Below are 13,478 nucleotides of genomic sequence, written 5' to 3' on the forward strand. Positions count from 1 at the left end.
GCCCTCGGCTTCGGCCGAAAGACGACCCTACCCGAATCGTCCGCCCCCGCCGGGAACCCGTGCCTCAGAGCGTCTCGTTCAGGGCCTTGATCGGCATCTTCAGATCCGACAGCAGGTCCAGATCCTGTTCGGCCGGGCGACCCAGGGTGGTCAGGTAGTTGCCGACGATGACGGCGTTGATGCCGCCGAGGATGCCCTGTTTGGCGCCCAGGTCGCCGAGGGTGATCTCGCGCCCGCCCGCGAACCGCAGGATGGTGCGCGGCAGCGCGAGGCGGAAGGCGGCGACGGCGCGCAGGGCGTCGGCGGCGGGCAGCACCTCGAGATCGCCGAAGGGCGTGCCCGGACGCGGGTTGAGGAAGTTCAGCGGAACCTCGTCGGGCTCCAGTTCCGCCAGCTGCGCGGCGAATTCGGCGCGCTGCTCGAGCGACTCACCCATGCCGAGGATGCCGCCGCAGCACACCTCCATCCCGGCCTCGCGCACCATGCGCAGGGTGTCCCAGCGCTCCTCCCAGGTGTGGGTGGTGACGACATTCGGGAAATGGGATTTGGCGGTCTCGAGGTTGTGGTTGTAGCGGTGCACGCCCATGGCGGCCAGCTGATCGACCTGCTCCTGGGTGAGCATGCCCAGCGAACACGCGACCTGGATGTCGACCTCGTTGCGGATGGCCTCCACCCCGGCGGCGACCTGGGCCATCAGCCGCGCGTCCGGTCCGCGCACGGCGGCCACGATGCAGAATTCGGTGGCACCCGTCTTGGCGGTCTGCTTGGCGGCCTCCACCAGGGAGGGAATGTCGAGCCAGGCCGCGCGCACCGGCGACTGGAACAGGCCCGACTGCGAGCAGAAGTGGCAATCCTCCGGGCAGCCACCGGTTTTCAGCGAGATGATGCCCTCGACCTCGACCTCCGGGCCGCACCAGCGCATGCGCACCTCGTGTGCCAGCGCCAGCAGTTCCTCGAGCCGCTCGTCGCCCAGCCGCAGCACCGCCAGGGTCTGCTCCTGCGTGAGCCCGACGCCCCGTTCGAGCACCTGCTCGCGGGCGACGGCGAGAATGTCGCTGTCGACTTCGGTCCGGACCGGTGCCTGAGTCATGCGCGCGAATCCCTTCGTTCGGCCGGGTGGCCGTGCAACTTGAACGGCGTTCAGGCTAGGGTAGCGGGCGGAAGCGAGTCAAAGCGAAAGAGGTCGGACAGTGCAGTTGCATCGCGCGGACGTGGTCGACGGGGCCATCGCCATCCTCGACCAGTACGGGCTGGCGGATCTGACGATGCGTCGGCTCGCGACCTCGCTGAACGTGCAGCCCGGCGCGCTGTACTGGCACTTCCCCAATAAGCAGGCGCTGCTCGGCGCGGTCGCCGACCGCATCCTCGTCCCAATGGACGAGCCGGTCGAGGCCGAGGACTGGGCCGCGCAGATCGATGAGCTCATGCATCGGCTGCGCTCGTGCCTGCTGGCCTACCGCGACGGCGCCGAACTGGTGTCGGCGACCTACGCCTCCCGCCTGACCACCAGCAAGGGCCGGGAGCGGGTGGCGAGCGCACTGATTCGCGGCGGGATGACCCGCGAGGAGGCCGACCTGGGCGCCTACACGCTGCTGTACTACGTGCTCGGCGAGACCGTGGACGAGCAGTCGCGCATGCAGATGGATTCGGCGGGTGCGCTGCCGGAGGAGTCCTCGCCGCTGTACGAGAACACCAGCGCCACCGAGCGTTTCGACTTCGGCCTGCAGCTGTTCCTGGGCGGCGTGCGGCACCTGCTGGGCGACCGGGTGCGCTGAGCGGACAAACCGGGCGGTAGAGTTCGCTCGTCCTATTCCGGCGGGTGTGGGAATCCGGTGCAATTCCGGAACGGTCGCGCCACTGTGACCGCGGCGGCGCCGCGGAAGTCAGACCTCCCTCGCCGGACGCCACTCTGAAGAAGGTCGCGAATGCCTGTGGAGTCTCGGCGATGATCCGTGTCCGGACATCGATCGTGCTGCCCCTGCTGGGGGTGTTGCTGGGGTGCGCCATGGTGGCGGCGACCGGATTCGGCGCCGAGACCCTGCCGACCGCGACCGTGGTCGAGGTGCTGCGCGACCATCTGACCGGAACGTCGAGCGCGGACCCGGGGATGGACACCATCGTGTGGCAGTTGCGAGTGCCGCGCACGATTTTGGCGGCGGTGGTCGGGGCCGGATTGGCGCTGGCCGGGGCGGCCATGCAGACCCTGGTGCGCAACCCACTGGCGGATCCGTATCTGCTCGGGGTCTCCTCGGGCGCGGGGGTCGGCGCGGCATCGGTGGTCACCTGGGGATTTCTCGCCGGGGCCGGGGTGTGGGCGCTGGCGGGCGGGGCGCTGGCCGGAGCCTTCGCGGCGGCCGGGCTGGTCTTCGTGATCGCGCTGGCGCAGGGCGGGCTCACACCGCTGCGGCTGGTGCTGACCGGGACCGTGCTCGGTTCGCTGTTCTCGGCGCTGAGCAGCTATTTGATCTTCCGCAGCTCCGATCCGACGGCGGCGACGCGGGTGCTGTTCTGGTTGCTGGGCGGTCTGGCCGGGGCGGATTGGACGAAGGTCGGGCTGCCCGCCACGGTCGTCGCGGTGGCCGGGCTCGCGCTGTGGGCGGTGTCCGGGTGGCTGGACGCCCTGCAGGTGGGCGCGGATACGGCCGCGTCGGTGGGAGTTCCGGTGCGAGCGTTGCGGATCGGGCTGTACGTGGGGCTGGCGGTGCTGGTGGGGGTGCTGGTCGCGGTGTCGGGCGGGATCGGATTCGTCGGGCTGGTGGTGCCGCATGCGGCCCGGTTGCTGGTCGGGTCACCGCATCGGGTGCTGCTACCGGTGTGCGCGCTGTGCGGGGCGGTGTTCCTGGTGGTGGCCGATGCGGCGGCGCGGGTGCTGGTGCGGCCCACCGAGGTTCCGGTGGGGGTGCTCACCGGATTGATCGGGGCGCCGGTGTTCCTGCTGATGCTGGGGCGGCGCAGCTACCGGTACGGGACGGCATGATGGTGCCCGACACGCATTCCGGCACCGCGGCCGTCGCGGTCGAGGAGCTCGCCTGCGGTCGCGGACGCCGGACGGTGTTGCGCGAGGTGTCGTTCGCGATTCGGGCCGGGGAGACGGTCGGCATCGTGGGGCCCAATGGCAGCGGGAAGACCACCCTGGTGCGCACGCTCGCGGGTCTCGCCCGGCCGCGAGCGGGGCGGGTCCTGGTGAACGGGCAAGCGCTGCACGGGCTTTCGCCGCGGCGACGGGCCCGGCTGGTCGCGCTGGTGGGCCAGGACGAGCAGCCGCCCGCGGATCTGCGCGCGGGTGAGGTGGTCGCGCTCGGGCTGACGCCGTATCTGCCGCCCTGGGGGCCCGGTAGTCCGCGGGAGCGGCAGGCGATCGAAAACGCCCTGCGCGCGGTCGATCTGGATGGTTTCGCCGAGCGGCCGGTGGATCGGATGTCCGGCGGCGAGCGGCAGCGCGTGCTGCTGGCGCGGGCGCTGGTCCAGGACACTCCCCTGCTGCTGTTGGACGAGCCGACCAATCACCTGGATGTGACGCACCGGCTTGCCCTGCTGGAGCTGGTGCGGGAGCTGGACCGCACAGCCGTGCTGGCGCTGCACGATCTGGCCCTGGCCGACCGGTACTGCGATCGAGTCATGGTGGTGCACAACGGAACCGCCGGTCCGCTGGGGCCGCCGGAGATCGCGCTGGATCCGGTGGTTCTGGCCGAGGTCTTCCAGGTGCGGGCCGCGCGGGTGCGACATCCCGGGACCGGGCAGATCCATCTGCTGCTGGGCGCGGAACGGCCGGACGGCCGGACGGAATTTCGAGAGGAGACGGGATGAAACGATGGGTTTCGACCTTCGGCGTGCTGGCGGCGGTCCTGACGGTCGCCGGATGTGGCGGCTCGCCCACCGCGGCGGGAAACCTCACCGTGCGGAACTGCGGGCAGGAGGTGCGCTTCCCCGCGCCCGCGAAACGGCTGTTCGTCAATGACGGCAATCTGATCTCGATGGCCCTGGCGCTGGGCGCCCAGGATTCGGTGGTCGCGGTGTCGAGCATGCAGCGGGATGCGGATACGCTGCGGCGGCACTACGGTCCGGCGGTAGATGGGCTGAAACAGGTTGCGCCGGAATATCCCTCGCGCGAAACCGTGCTGGCCCAGCGCCCGGACGTGATGGTCGCCGGATGGGGCTACGGCTACGACGAGACCCGCGACCTCACCCCGGACTCGCTGCGCACCAACGGCATCGCCGGATATGTGCTCACCGAGAGCTGCCGTCAGCGCGATGGCGAGAAATCGCGCGGCGTCGTCGACCCGTGGTCGGCCCTGCGCACCGATCTGACCAATCTCGGCGCGATCACCGGCCGCACCGACCGCGCCACCGAACTCGTCACCGATCTGGACCGGCGTCTCGAGGCGCTGAGCCAGGCGCCGCATGCCGAGCGCAGACCCACCGTGTTCGTCTTCGACAGCGCCTCCGACACCGTGTTCTCCAGCGGCAAATTCGGTGCGCCGCAGGCGATTCTGGAGGCGGCGGGTGCCCGCAACGCCCTCGACGACGTGGCCGACACCTGGACGGCGGTGTCGTGGGAGCGGCTGGCCGCCGCCGATCCGGACGCCATCGTCTTCGTCGACTATCCGCCGCAGAGCTATGCCGAGAAGCTGGCGGCGCTGCGGGCCAAGCCGGGGATCAACCGGCTGCGGGCGGTCACCGAGCAGCGCTTCTTGAATCTGCCGTATGCGATGTGGACCAGCGGACCGCTCAATATCGATGCCGCCGAGCAGATCCGCGTCCAGCTGGAGCGGTGGAATCTGGTGCCGCCGTCCGGAATCCGGCCGCGGGCCGACGACGCGGTGCGCTGACTTCAGCGGGAGGCGGCGGACTGGGTGCTGTCGACCTGGCGGATGAACGGCACGATCTGCTGGGCGATGACCGTGTTGTACTCCCCGGGCTGCTGCCTCGGATTGGCGTGGCCGGTGGTGCGGGTCAGCACCACCAGCAGCGTGCCGTCGATGCCGCCGACCCGATCGATCAGCACCTGATGGGTGTAGACGGGGTCGACGATCGAATCGCGCTCGGGGTCGTGCGGGCGGATGAACGCGATTGCCGGGCGCGGCTTTCTGTCCGCGGGCTTGGCCAGCGCCCGCAGATCGTCGACCGCACCGCCCGCCACGATCGCCTTGAACTGCGCCTCGATCAGGCCGTTACTGGCGACGTCGGAGTTGAAGACCTTCTGCTCCAGCACATCCGACACCGTGCGCCACAACCGGCCCGCGCGGATACCCGGCGGCACGCTGCCGTAGTCCACGAATCGCTCCCTGCGGGCATAGGTCTCGACGAGCAGACGCATCGTGCGGCTCTCCCGCACACCGGGCATCCAACCGGTCCACCGCAGCAATTCCTCGCCCTTGTCGCGACTCTCGGGACGCACGGCGCCCAGATTCACCGGCGTGCAGTCCAGCAGCACCGCCGAGAGTTTCTTGGTGCTGCCGGTGTGCACATGCTTGCCGATCTCGAGCGCGATCACCCCACCCATGCTGTGCCCGACCAGCACGATGTTATCGATCCCGGCGGCCTCGGTGACCTTGACGATCAGGTCACCGATCACCTTGGTGTCGATACCGGTGTTGTCGTAACGCACCGCCCACACCGAGCCCAACTGGGTCAGCGACGGCAGCGCGCGGGCGGTATCGGAGGCATCGAGCGAACCGAGCCCGACCAGATCGAATACCGCGGTATCGCGCAGCTGCGGGCTCGCCGGGGCCGCGATGGGCAGTACGGCCGGTTCGGTACGGGCCAGCCGGGCCCGCTCGGGCTCGACATCCCCCGCCCAGTACTGAGCGAACAACGTGCCAACGATCAGCGGAATCAGCGCCGACCGCAGCAACACCAGCCGAGTACGCCGGAGAATCCGCCAATCATGCCCGAGCCGCGTCTCGGCCAAGCGCGCCTGCCGCCGCGCATCGTCGTAATCCGCGACGGTGGACGGGTGCCGGTCCTGGTAAAGCATCCCCATCCACTGTAAGAGCACCAACGCCCGAAGATCATCCCCTCCGCCCCCGACTCGAGTTCGCCCAGCGAGGGGCGGAAAGAAATCCCCGCCGTGCATCGCGCTGCGCTGCACGGCGGGGAACAAGGTGGGCAGCGCCACGACCGGGAACACAACGGAAAACGGCACGATGTCTCAGCGAGCGGCCTTCGCTTACACCGCAGAACGGCGCGGCCTTTTTGTTTTCCCTGTCATGCGGCGCAGCGCGATGCATGACAGGGATCAGGTGAGATAACGAGCGGCCCAGTCGTTCTCGAACCAGGTCCGCGCCTCGGTGGTGAAGCGTTCGCTGGTCCTCCGCCCCGCCCCCTCCGGCACGATTCCGACCACGTCGACGCCGGTGACGGCGGGGAGGTCGGTGCGGTTGCATTCGGCGGCGAGGTCGGGGGTGGTGGGCCAGGAGCCGATGATCAGGCCCGCGCAGTGCAGGCCGTGGGTGGTGAGGGTGCGGGTGGTCAGTTCGGTGTGGTTGAGGGTGCCGAGGGTGGCGGTGGTGACGACCAGGACGGGGGCGTGGAGTTTTTGGGCCAGGTCCAGGAGGGTGAATTCGCCCATGCGGACCAGCAGGCCGCCCGCGCCCTCGACGAGGGTGAGGTCGGCGTCGGAGAGGGCGTCGATGGCGGCTACCGTCTCGGCGAGGGTCAGGAGCGGCTGGCCGCAGCGGCGGGCGGCCGTGTCGGGGGCCAGGGGGTCGGGGTAGCGGGCCAATTCGACGGTGCGGGTGACGCCGGAGAGGCGGCGCACCTCGGACAGGTCGCCGGGTTCGCCCGGGGCGACGCCGGTCTGGGCCGGTTTGCACACCGCGACCGAACGGCCGGACGCGCGGGCGACGGCCGCCAGTGCCGCGGTGGTCACGGTCTTGCCGACATCGGTGGAGGTGCCGGTCACGATGAGTACGGTCACAGGGTCTCCTCCTCCGGGTATCGGTTCTGCGCCAACACTTCGGCGAGAACCGTTGCGATGGTGTCCATTTCGGCATCGGTGAGATCGGCGCGGGCGGTCAGGCGCAGCCGCGAGGTGCCCTCGGGCACCGATGGCGGCCGGAAGCAGCCGACGCTCAGGCCGCGCGTCCGGCAGGTCTGGGCGGCAGCGTAGGCACGCCGGGCCTGCCCCAGCACGACCGAGACGACCGCCGAATCCGGTCGCGGCACAGCGGCGATCCGGGCGATCTCGGCGGCGCGGGTGAGCACCCGGGTGGCCATCTCGGGTTCGCGCCGCAGCAGGCGCAGCGCGGCGCGGGCCGCACCGACCGCGGCCGGCGCGAGCCCGGTGTCGAAGATGAAGGTGCGCGCCGCGTCGATTAGATGCGCCCGCACCCGCTCATCGGCCAGCACCACACCACCCTGCGCCGCAAGGGCTTTCGACAGCGTGGCGGTGATCACCACATCCGGCTGACCAGCCAGTCCCATCTCGTGCACCAGGCCGCGCCCGCCCGCACCACGCACGCCGAGACCGTGTGCCTCGTCGACGATCAGCACCGCGCCGCGGGCGCGCACCACCCGGTGCAGCTCCACCAGCGGCGCGAGATCACCGTCGGCGCTGAACACCGAATCGGTCACCACCAGCGCCCGCTGCTCGGCGCGCCCGGCCAGCAGCCGGTCCACCGCCTCGACATCGCCGTGCGGCGCGATCTCCACCCGAGCCCGCGACAGCCGGCAGGCATCGACCAGCGAGGCGTGGCTGCCAGCATCCGACACCACCAGCGCACCCCGGCCCGACAACGCGGTCACCACTCCCAGATTGGCGGCGTACCCGGAGGCGAATACCAGCCCCGACCGCGCACCCACGAACTCCGCGAGTTCGGCCTCGAGCTCCTCGTGCTCGGTGGTCGTGCCGGTCACCAGCCGCGATCCGGTCGATCCGGTTCCCCACTTGCGCACCGCCTCGACCGCACCCTCGGCCACCTCGGGATGCCGGGAAAGGCCCAGGTAGTCGTTCGAGGCCAGATCGATCAGCCCGGTCTCCGGCGCCCGCGCCCGCAGCTCCCGCCGCAGCCCCGCCCGCACCCGCTCGGCGGCCCGCGCGTCCAACCAGCTCAACGGATCACTCACAGGTCGAGAGCATACTTGAACGGCGTTCAGGGGCAAGTGGCGGGGAGTTCCGGGCGCCAACTCGCGGTCGGGCCGACGCCACGCAGGGCGAGGGCGGGCGGGACGAGACGAATGGCGCTGTCGCGCAGGAAGGTCGCGAACGGATGGGACCACTGGGCGACGACTCCGACGCGACGCGATCGGCGCGCGATGGCCTGGGCGCGCGGGCGGCGCAGGCGATCGTACGCGGCCAACCCGGCGTCCACGGGCCGGTCGCGCAGCAGGGCCGTGAGCGTGGCCGCGTCCTCCAGCGCCTGATTGGCGCCCTGGCCGAGATTCGGCGTCATCGCGTGCGCGGCGTCGCCGAGCAGCGCAACGCGTCGGCGCACGAAGGAGGGCAGATCCGGCAGATCGTAGATGTCGTGGCGGAGAACCGAATCGGGGTCCACCGCGTCCAGCAGGCGCGGAACCGGGTCGTGCCATGACCCGAAACGCCTTCGCAATTCCTCGAATTCGCCGCCCGCCGCCCGTCCACCCGCGGGTGCGTTCGCCGCCGCGAACAGGTAGAGGCGGCCGTCGATCAGCGGGGCGATGCCGAAACGCTCACCCCGACCCCAGCTTTCACCACCACTGGCAATCCCCGTGACCGGTCGGGTCACCACGCGCCAGGTCGTGTAGCCGCAGTAGCGCGGCCGGAGAGCCCGCGGCCAGACCGCCGAGCGCACGGCGCTGCGAATGCCGTCCGCCCCGATCACCAGATCCGCGGAATCGGCGCCCGCGCTGTGCTCGACGGTGGCGCCACGCTCGTCGTCGATCACGGAGCGCACGGTAATGCCCAGCCGCAGTGCGCCTGCCGGTAAGGCCGCGGCGAGGATGTCGAACAGATCGGCCCGATGAATCATCACCAGCGAGCCGTAGCGCCGCTCGAACTCGGCCGTATCGATCCTCGACAGCCACCGCCCCCGGGGATCGCGGATTCCGCCCGCCATCTCCGGCAGCCCGCGCCCCCGCACCCGCTCCCCCACCCCGAGCGCGTCCAGCGCCCGCAACCCGTTGGGCCACAGACTCAATCCCGATCCGACCTCCCCCACCACCCCGGCCCGCTCGAACACCCGCACCTCCCACCCGAGCCGCGCCAACCCGCTCGCCGCGGCCAACCCGCCGATGCCCCCACCCACCACGATCGCCCGCATGCCGCCTCCACTACAGCTGTAGTTACACTTACTACAGTTGTAGTCCACCGAGCGAGATATGGGAAGCCACCGTGACCGACACCGCAGATCGCCCCACCCGCCTCGCCGACGCCGCCATCGAAACACTGGCCCGCCATGGCATGCGCGGTCTCACCCACCGCGCCGTCGACAAGGCCGCCGACCTCCCGGAAGGCTCCTGTTCGAACCACTTTCGCACCCGCGAGGCCCTGTTGGTCGCCGCGGTGACCCGCCTCGCCGAACTGGATACCGCCGAAATACGCGCCGCGGAAACGACATTCACCGACCCGGACACCGCGACCACGGCGCTGGCCACCCTCCTGGACCGCTGGTTGACCACCGACCGCCACCGCATGCTGGCCCGCTACGAACTCTCCCTCGAAGCCACCCGCCGCCCCGAACTCCGAAACGCCTTGTCCACCAGCGGCGCCCGCCTGCGCACCCGCGCCGAGCAGGCACTGGCCGCCCTGGGCGCCGCGGATCCCGCGGCGACCGCCCCCACCTTCGTCGCCTGCCTGGACGGACTGATCTTCGATCGCCTGGCGGGCGCGGGCGACCCGACGACGAAGGACCTGCGCACCGCCGTGCACACCCTCCTGCGCGCCTTCCTCGCCTGAGGCACCCGATCGGCGAGCCTCGCAGGAACTGTGCCCAGTCGCCAGAACTCACAGAATCCTCCTTCACGAACACCGTTGTTCATGTAGTGTGCGACACGCAGTTCCGTTCGCACACAAGGAGTTTCTGTGGCGTCCTCCCTTACGAAACGGCTGGCCGCGCTCTTGGGCGCATCCTGCGCGGCGTTCTCACTCGCGATATCCGCGGCGGGTCCCGCCCGTGCCGACGACGAGCCCTTCGACAACCCGGACGGTGTGGCCGCCGCGTGTTCGACGGCACCGACCAATGGCACCAAGCAGATCGACAACTTCGACGGTCGGCACTACCGCATCCGCGTCCCCGCCGGAATACCCGCCAGCGGCGCACCACTCGTGGTCGTCATCCACGGTGGCTACGGCTCCCCGCAGGGCATCGAATCCCAGTCGGGCTGGAACTCGATCGCCGATCAGAAGAAGGCTATCGTGGTCTATCCGCGCGGCAGCAAGCCGGAGAATTCGGGGTGGGGCTGGGACGCCGGGGCCAATGCCTACGACATCACCCATATCAAGAAGGTGGTGGCCGACGTTCGCGCGAAATACTGCGTGAACCCCAAACGCATTCATCTGTCGGGCCACTCCAACGGTGGTCAGATGGCGTCCCGCGTCGCGTGCACGGAACCGGGCATCTTCGCCTCGGGCGCGGTCTACGCGCCCGCGCCCCCGCCCACGGGCTGCGACCCCTCGCGCGCGGTTTCCTGGGCGGTGTTCGCATCGGCGGATGACAGGACGGTCCTGGAACCCATCGCCTACAGCCATGTCATGTACTGGAGCTGGGAAAACCGCCCGTGCCAGAACGAGCGACCGGACGGCGGCACCGACGTCAAGGACTCCAAACGCTGGGATTGCGACGCCGGCACCCAGGTGGTGTGGCGCGTCTACAACGGCGGCAGTCATTCGTGGCCGACAGGCCCGCGACGTGACGAGATGCTGAACCGGATGTGGCAGTTGTTCCAGGCCTACCCGCGTCCATAGCTCGATCGGGATCCACCGCCGCGAGGGGGGCGGTGGATCCCGTAAGCGCGAGTGAGCTGCCACACACCCTGTCACATCGAGCGATCCCGCGCTGTCTTGTGGTCGAACCCTTGAACCGAAGGAGGACACCATGGGTACCGATGTGATCGTGATCGGCGGCGGGTACGCGGGCGTGATGGCGGCCAATCGCCTGACCCAGCGTGACGATGTGACCGTCACCCTGGTCAATCCGCGGCCGAGCTTCGTCGAGCGAATCCGGCTGCACCAGTTGGCGGCCGGATCCCATGACGCGGTCGCCGAGTACCGGAAGGTGCTGGCCGAGCGGGTTCGGCTGGTGGTCGACACCGTGACCGGCATGGATGCGGCCGAGCGCGGTGTGAGCCTGGCGAGCGGCGGCACGCTCGACTACGACTATCTGATCTACGCCGTGGGCAGCGGCAGCGCGGACCCAGCCGTGCCCGGCGCGGCCGAATTCGCCTATCCGCTGGCCAGTTTCGAGCAGGCGCGGCGGCTGCAGCCGGTGCTCGACACCGCACCCGCCGACGCCGCGATCACGGTCGTCGGCGCGGGGCCCTCCGGTATCGAGACCGCCGCCGAACTCGCCGAGCAGGGCCGCCGGGTGACGCTGGTGTGCGGTGGGGTGCTCGGCCCGTACCTGCACCCGCGCGGGCGGCGCGCGGTGGCCGCGCGGGCGGCCAAGCTCGGGGTCACCGTACTCGAGGGCGGCGAGGCGAAGGTGACCGAAGTCCGGCGAGACGCCGTGCGGCTCAGCGGCGGTCATACGCTGCGCAGCGCAGTGACCATCTGGACCGCCGGTTTCGGGGTGCCCGATCTGGCGTCCCGCAGCGGCCTGCGCACCGATGCGCTGGGCCGCCTTCTCACCGACGAGACGCTGACCAGCCTGGACGATCCACGCATCATTGCGGCCGGGGATGCGGCGGCCCCGTCGGATCTGCCGTTCCGGATGGGCTGTCAATCCGCGATTCAGTCGGGCCCGCAGGCCGCCGAGACGGTGCTCAGCCGAATCGCCGGTGCCGAACCCGCCCTCGTCGACGTGGGCTTCGCCGGTCAATGCCTCAGCCTGGGCCGCCACCACGGCCTCTTCCAGTTCTCCGACAAGCACGACACCGCCAGGCCCTACCACCTCGGCGGCCGCCCGGGCGCGCTGCTCAAGGAGATGATCTGCCGCAGCACCGTGTGGCAATTGGGTTACGAGGCCCGCAAACCCGGTGTGCGCACCTGGTGGGCCAAGGATGACAAGCGTCGGGAACTGCTGCGGCACAGGGGCATCGAAGCCGCCCCCGCCCGCTGATGTGATCCCCCGGCGCTCAGACCGCCGCCGCGGCGACGACAGCCGCGGCGATGCGGTCGACGTCCTCGGTCGTGCTGATGTACGGCGGCATGGTGTAGATCAGATTCCGGAAGGGCCGCAGCCACACCCCGGCCTCCACCGCGGCGTGCGTGGCCTTGCGCATATCCACCGGATGATCCAGTTCCACCACGCCGATCGCGCCGAGGACGCGGACATCGGTCACCACCGGAATCGACTGCGCCGCGGCCAGTCCCGCGGTGAGGCTCGATTCGATCGCGCTCACCTCGGCCTGCCAGCCGCGCGCGAGCAGCAGCTCGATCGAGGCGATGGCCACCGCGCAGGCCAGCGGATTACCCATGAAGGTCGGGCCGTGCATGAGCGCGCCGTGGCCCGTGCAGATGGTCTCGGCCATCCGCGCGGTGCACAGGGCGGCGGCGAGGGTGAGATAGCCGCCGGTGAGCGCCTTGCCGACACACAGCACATCGGGCGCCACCCCGGCCCGGTCGGCGGCGAAAAACGTTCCGCTGCGGCCGAACCCGGTCGCGATCTCGTCGAAGACCAGCAGCACCCCGTGCTCGTCGCACAACTGGCGCAGATCGTTCAGATAGCGCGGATGATGAAACCGCATACCGCCCGCACCCTGGACGATCGGCTCGACGATCACCGCCGCCAGCTCGTGGGCATGCGCGGCGAGCAGTCGCTCCAGCCGCGAAACATACTCCGGCTCGTAGTCTTTCGGCGGCATCGGCGCGAACACCTGCTCGGCCAGCACATCGGTCCACAGCGAATGCATGCCGCCGCGTGGATCGCACACGCTCATCGGGGTGAAGGTGTCGCCGTGGTAGCCGCCGCGCCAGGTGAACAGCCGCCGCTTCTCCGGCCTGCCCAGCGCGCGCCAGTACTGCAGGCACATCTTCGCCGCCACCTCCACCGACACCGAGCCGGAGTCGCAGAGGAAGACCTTGTCCAGCCCGGCGGGGGTGAGCTCGACCAGCAGCTGCGCCAGGCGCACCGCGGGCTCGTGGGTCAATCCGCCGAACATGACGTGACTCATCCGTTGCGACTGCGCCACCAGCGCGGCGTCCAGCACCGGATGCCGATAGCCGTGCAGCGCGGCCCACCACGAACTCATCCCGTCGATCAGCTCCCGCCCGTCGGCCAGGGTGAGGCGGGTGCCTTCGGCCGAGGCGACGACCAGCGGCTCGGTCGCCGGGGGCAGCCGGTCGTAGGGATGCCAGACGTGTGCGGCGTCGAGTGCGGTGATCTCGTCGGGTGTCACGGAAT

The 13,478-nt window shown here is 70.2% G+C and carries 13 protein-coding genes and 1 riboswitch; of the genes, 7 read left to right on the top strand and 6 right to left on the bottom strand.

Annotated features, from left to right (window positions below):
- Positions 1-64 precede the first annotated feature (64 nt).
- Positions 65-1,090 carry a biotin synthase BioB gene (bioB, locus tag NDR87_RS07225; protein ID WP_251910306.1) on the bottom strand — a complete coding sequence of 342 codons (1,026 nt, stop codon included), beginning with the start codon at positions 1,088-1,090 and terminating at the stop codon, positions 65-67.
- 100 nt (positions 1,091-1,190) lie between these two features.
- On the opposite strand from bioB, the gene NDR87_RS07230 reads away from it, so the two are divergent.
- The 4 genes from NDR87_RS07230 to NDR87_RS07245 all read left to right on the top strand — a co-directional run bounded on the left by NDR87_RS07230 (position 1,191) and on the right by NDR87_RS07245 (position 4,829).
- On the top strand, positions 1,191-1,775 hold the full coding sequence (locus NDR87_RS07230) for a TetR/AcrR family transcriptional regulator C-terminal domain-containing protein (RefSeq protein WP_251910307.1): 585 nt from the start codon (positions 1,191-1,193) through the stop codon (positions 1,773-1,775).
- A 48-nt stretch (positions 1,776-1,823) separates the two neighbouring features.
- Positions 1,824-1,890, top strand: a riboswitch (cobalamin riboswitch).
- 55 nt (positions 1,891-1,945) lie between these two features.
- On the top strand, positions 1,946-2,977 hold the full coding sequence (locus tag NDR87_RS07235; protein ID WP_251910309.1) for an iron ABC transporter permease: 1,032 nt from the start codon (positions 1,946-1,948) through the stop codon (positions 2,975-2,977).
- Positions 2,974-3,807: an ABC transporter ATP-binding protein gene (locus NDR87_RS07240; protein ID WP_251910310.1), complete on the top strand. Its 834-nt coding sequence runs from the start codon at positions 2,974-2,976 to the stop codon at positions 3,805-3,807. The genes NDR87_RS07235 and NDR87_RS07240 overlap by 4 nt, the downstream gene beginning before the upstream one ends.
- Entirely contained in the window at positions 3,804-4,829 is a 1,026-nt protein-coding gene (locus NDR87_RS07245) for an ABC transporter substrate-binding protein (RefSeq protein ID WP_251910312.1), read from the top strand. The genes NDR87_RS07240 and NDR87_RS07245 overlap by 4 nt, the downstream gene beginning before the upstream one ends.
- A 2-nt stretch (positions 4,830-4,831) precedes the next feature.
- Here NDR87_RS07245 and NDR87_RS07250 read toward each other — a convergent pair whose 3' ends face one another.
- From NDR87_RS07250 to NDR87_RS07265, 4 genes are all read right to left on the bottom strand, one after another.
- Complete coding sequence (locus NDR87_RS07250) at positions 4,832-5,977, bottom strand: alpha/beta fold hydrolase (protein WP_251910313.1); 1,146 nt, start codon at positions 5,975-5,977, stop codon at positions 4,832-4,834.
- Positions 5,978-6,238: 261 nt separating this feature from the next.
- Positions 6,239-6,919 carry a dethiobiotin synthase gene (bioD, locus tag NDR87_RS07255; protein ID WP_251910315.1) on the bottom strand — a complete coding sequence of 227 codons (681 nt, stop codon included), beginning with the start codon at positions 6,917-6,919 and terminating at the stop codon, positions 6,239-6,241.
- A complete protein-coding gene (locus NDR87_RS07260; RefSeq protein ID WP_251910316.1) occupies positions 6,916-8,067 on the bottom strand; it encodes an 8-amino-7-oxononanoate synthase in 1,152 nt (383 codons plus the stop codon). The genes bioD and NDR87_RS07260 overlap by 4 nt, the downstream gene beginning before the upstream one ends.
- Before the next feature lie 26 nt (positions 8,068-8,093).
- On the bottom strand, positions 8,094-9,239 hold the full coding sequence (locus tag NDR87_RS07265; RefSeq protein ID WP_251910317.1) for an FAD-dependent monooxygenase: 1,146 nt from the start codon (positions 9,237-9,239) through the stop codon (positions 8,094-8,096).
- Between the two features lie 71 nt (positions 9,240-9,310).
- Here NDR87_RS07265 and NDR87_RS07270 point away from each other — a divergent pair, with 71 nt between their 5' ends.
- The 3 genes from NDR87_RS07270 to NDR87_RS07280 all read left to right on the top strand — a co-directional run bounded on the left by NDR87_RS07270 (position 9,311) and on the right by NDR87_RS07280 (position 12,194).
- On the top strand, positions 9,311-9,874 hold the full coding sequence (locus NDR87_RS07270) for a TetR/AcrR family transcriptional regulator (protein ID WP_251910318.1): 564 nt from the start codon (positions 9,311-9,313) through the stop codon (positions 9,872-9,874).
- Positions 9,875-10,000: 126 nt separating this feature from the next.
- Positions 10,001-10,882 carry a PHB depolymerase family esterase gene (locus NDR87_RS07275; protein ID WP_251910319.1) on the top strand — a complete coding sequence of 294 codons (882 nt, stop codon included), beginning with the start codon at positions 10,001-10,003 and terminating at the stop codon, positions 10,880-10,882.
- A gap of 130 nt (positions 10,883-11,012) precedes the next feature.
- Positions 11,013-12,194, top strand: a complete 1,182-nt coding sequence (locus tag NDR87_RS07280) for an NAD(P)/FAD-dependent oxidoreductase (protein WP_251910320.1) — start codon at positions 11,013-11,015, stop codon at positions 12,192-12,194.
- A gap of 16 nt (positions 12,195-12,210) precedes the next feature.
- On the opposite strand, the gene NDR87_RS07285 is transcribed toward NDR87_RS07280, so the two are convergent.
- Positions 12,211-13,473 carry an adenosylmethionine--8-amino-7-oxononanoate transaminase gene (locus NDR87_RS07285; RefSeq protein WP_251910321.1) on the bottom strand — a complete coding sequence of 421 codons (1,263 nt, stop codon included), beginning with the start codon at positions 13,471-13,473 and terminating at the stop codon, positions 12,211-12,213.
- Between the last annotated feature and the right edge of the window lie 5 nt (positions 13,474-13,478).

Origin of the sequence: Nocardia sp. CDC159 (genome assembly GCF_023740735.1) — a bacterium.
GTDB lineage: Bacteria > Actinomycetota > Actinomycetes > Mycobacteriales > Mycobacteriaceae > Nocardia > Nocardia pulmonis.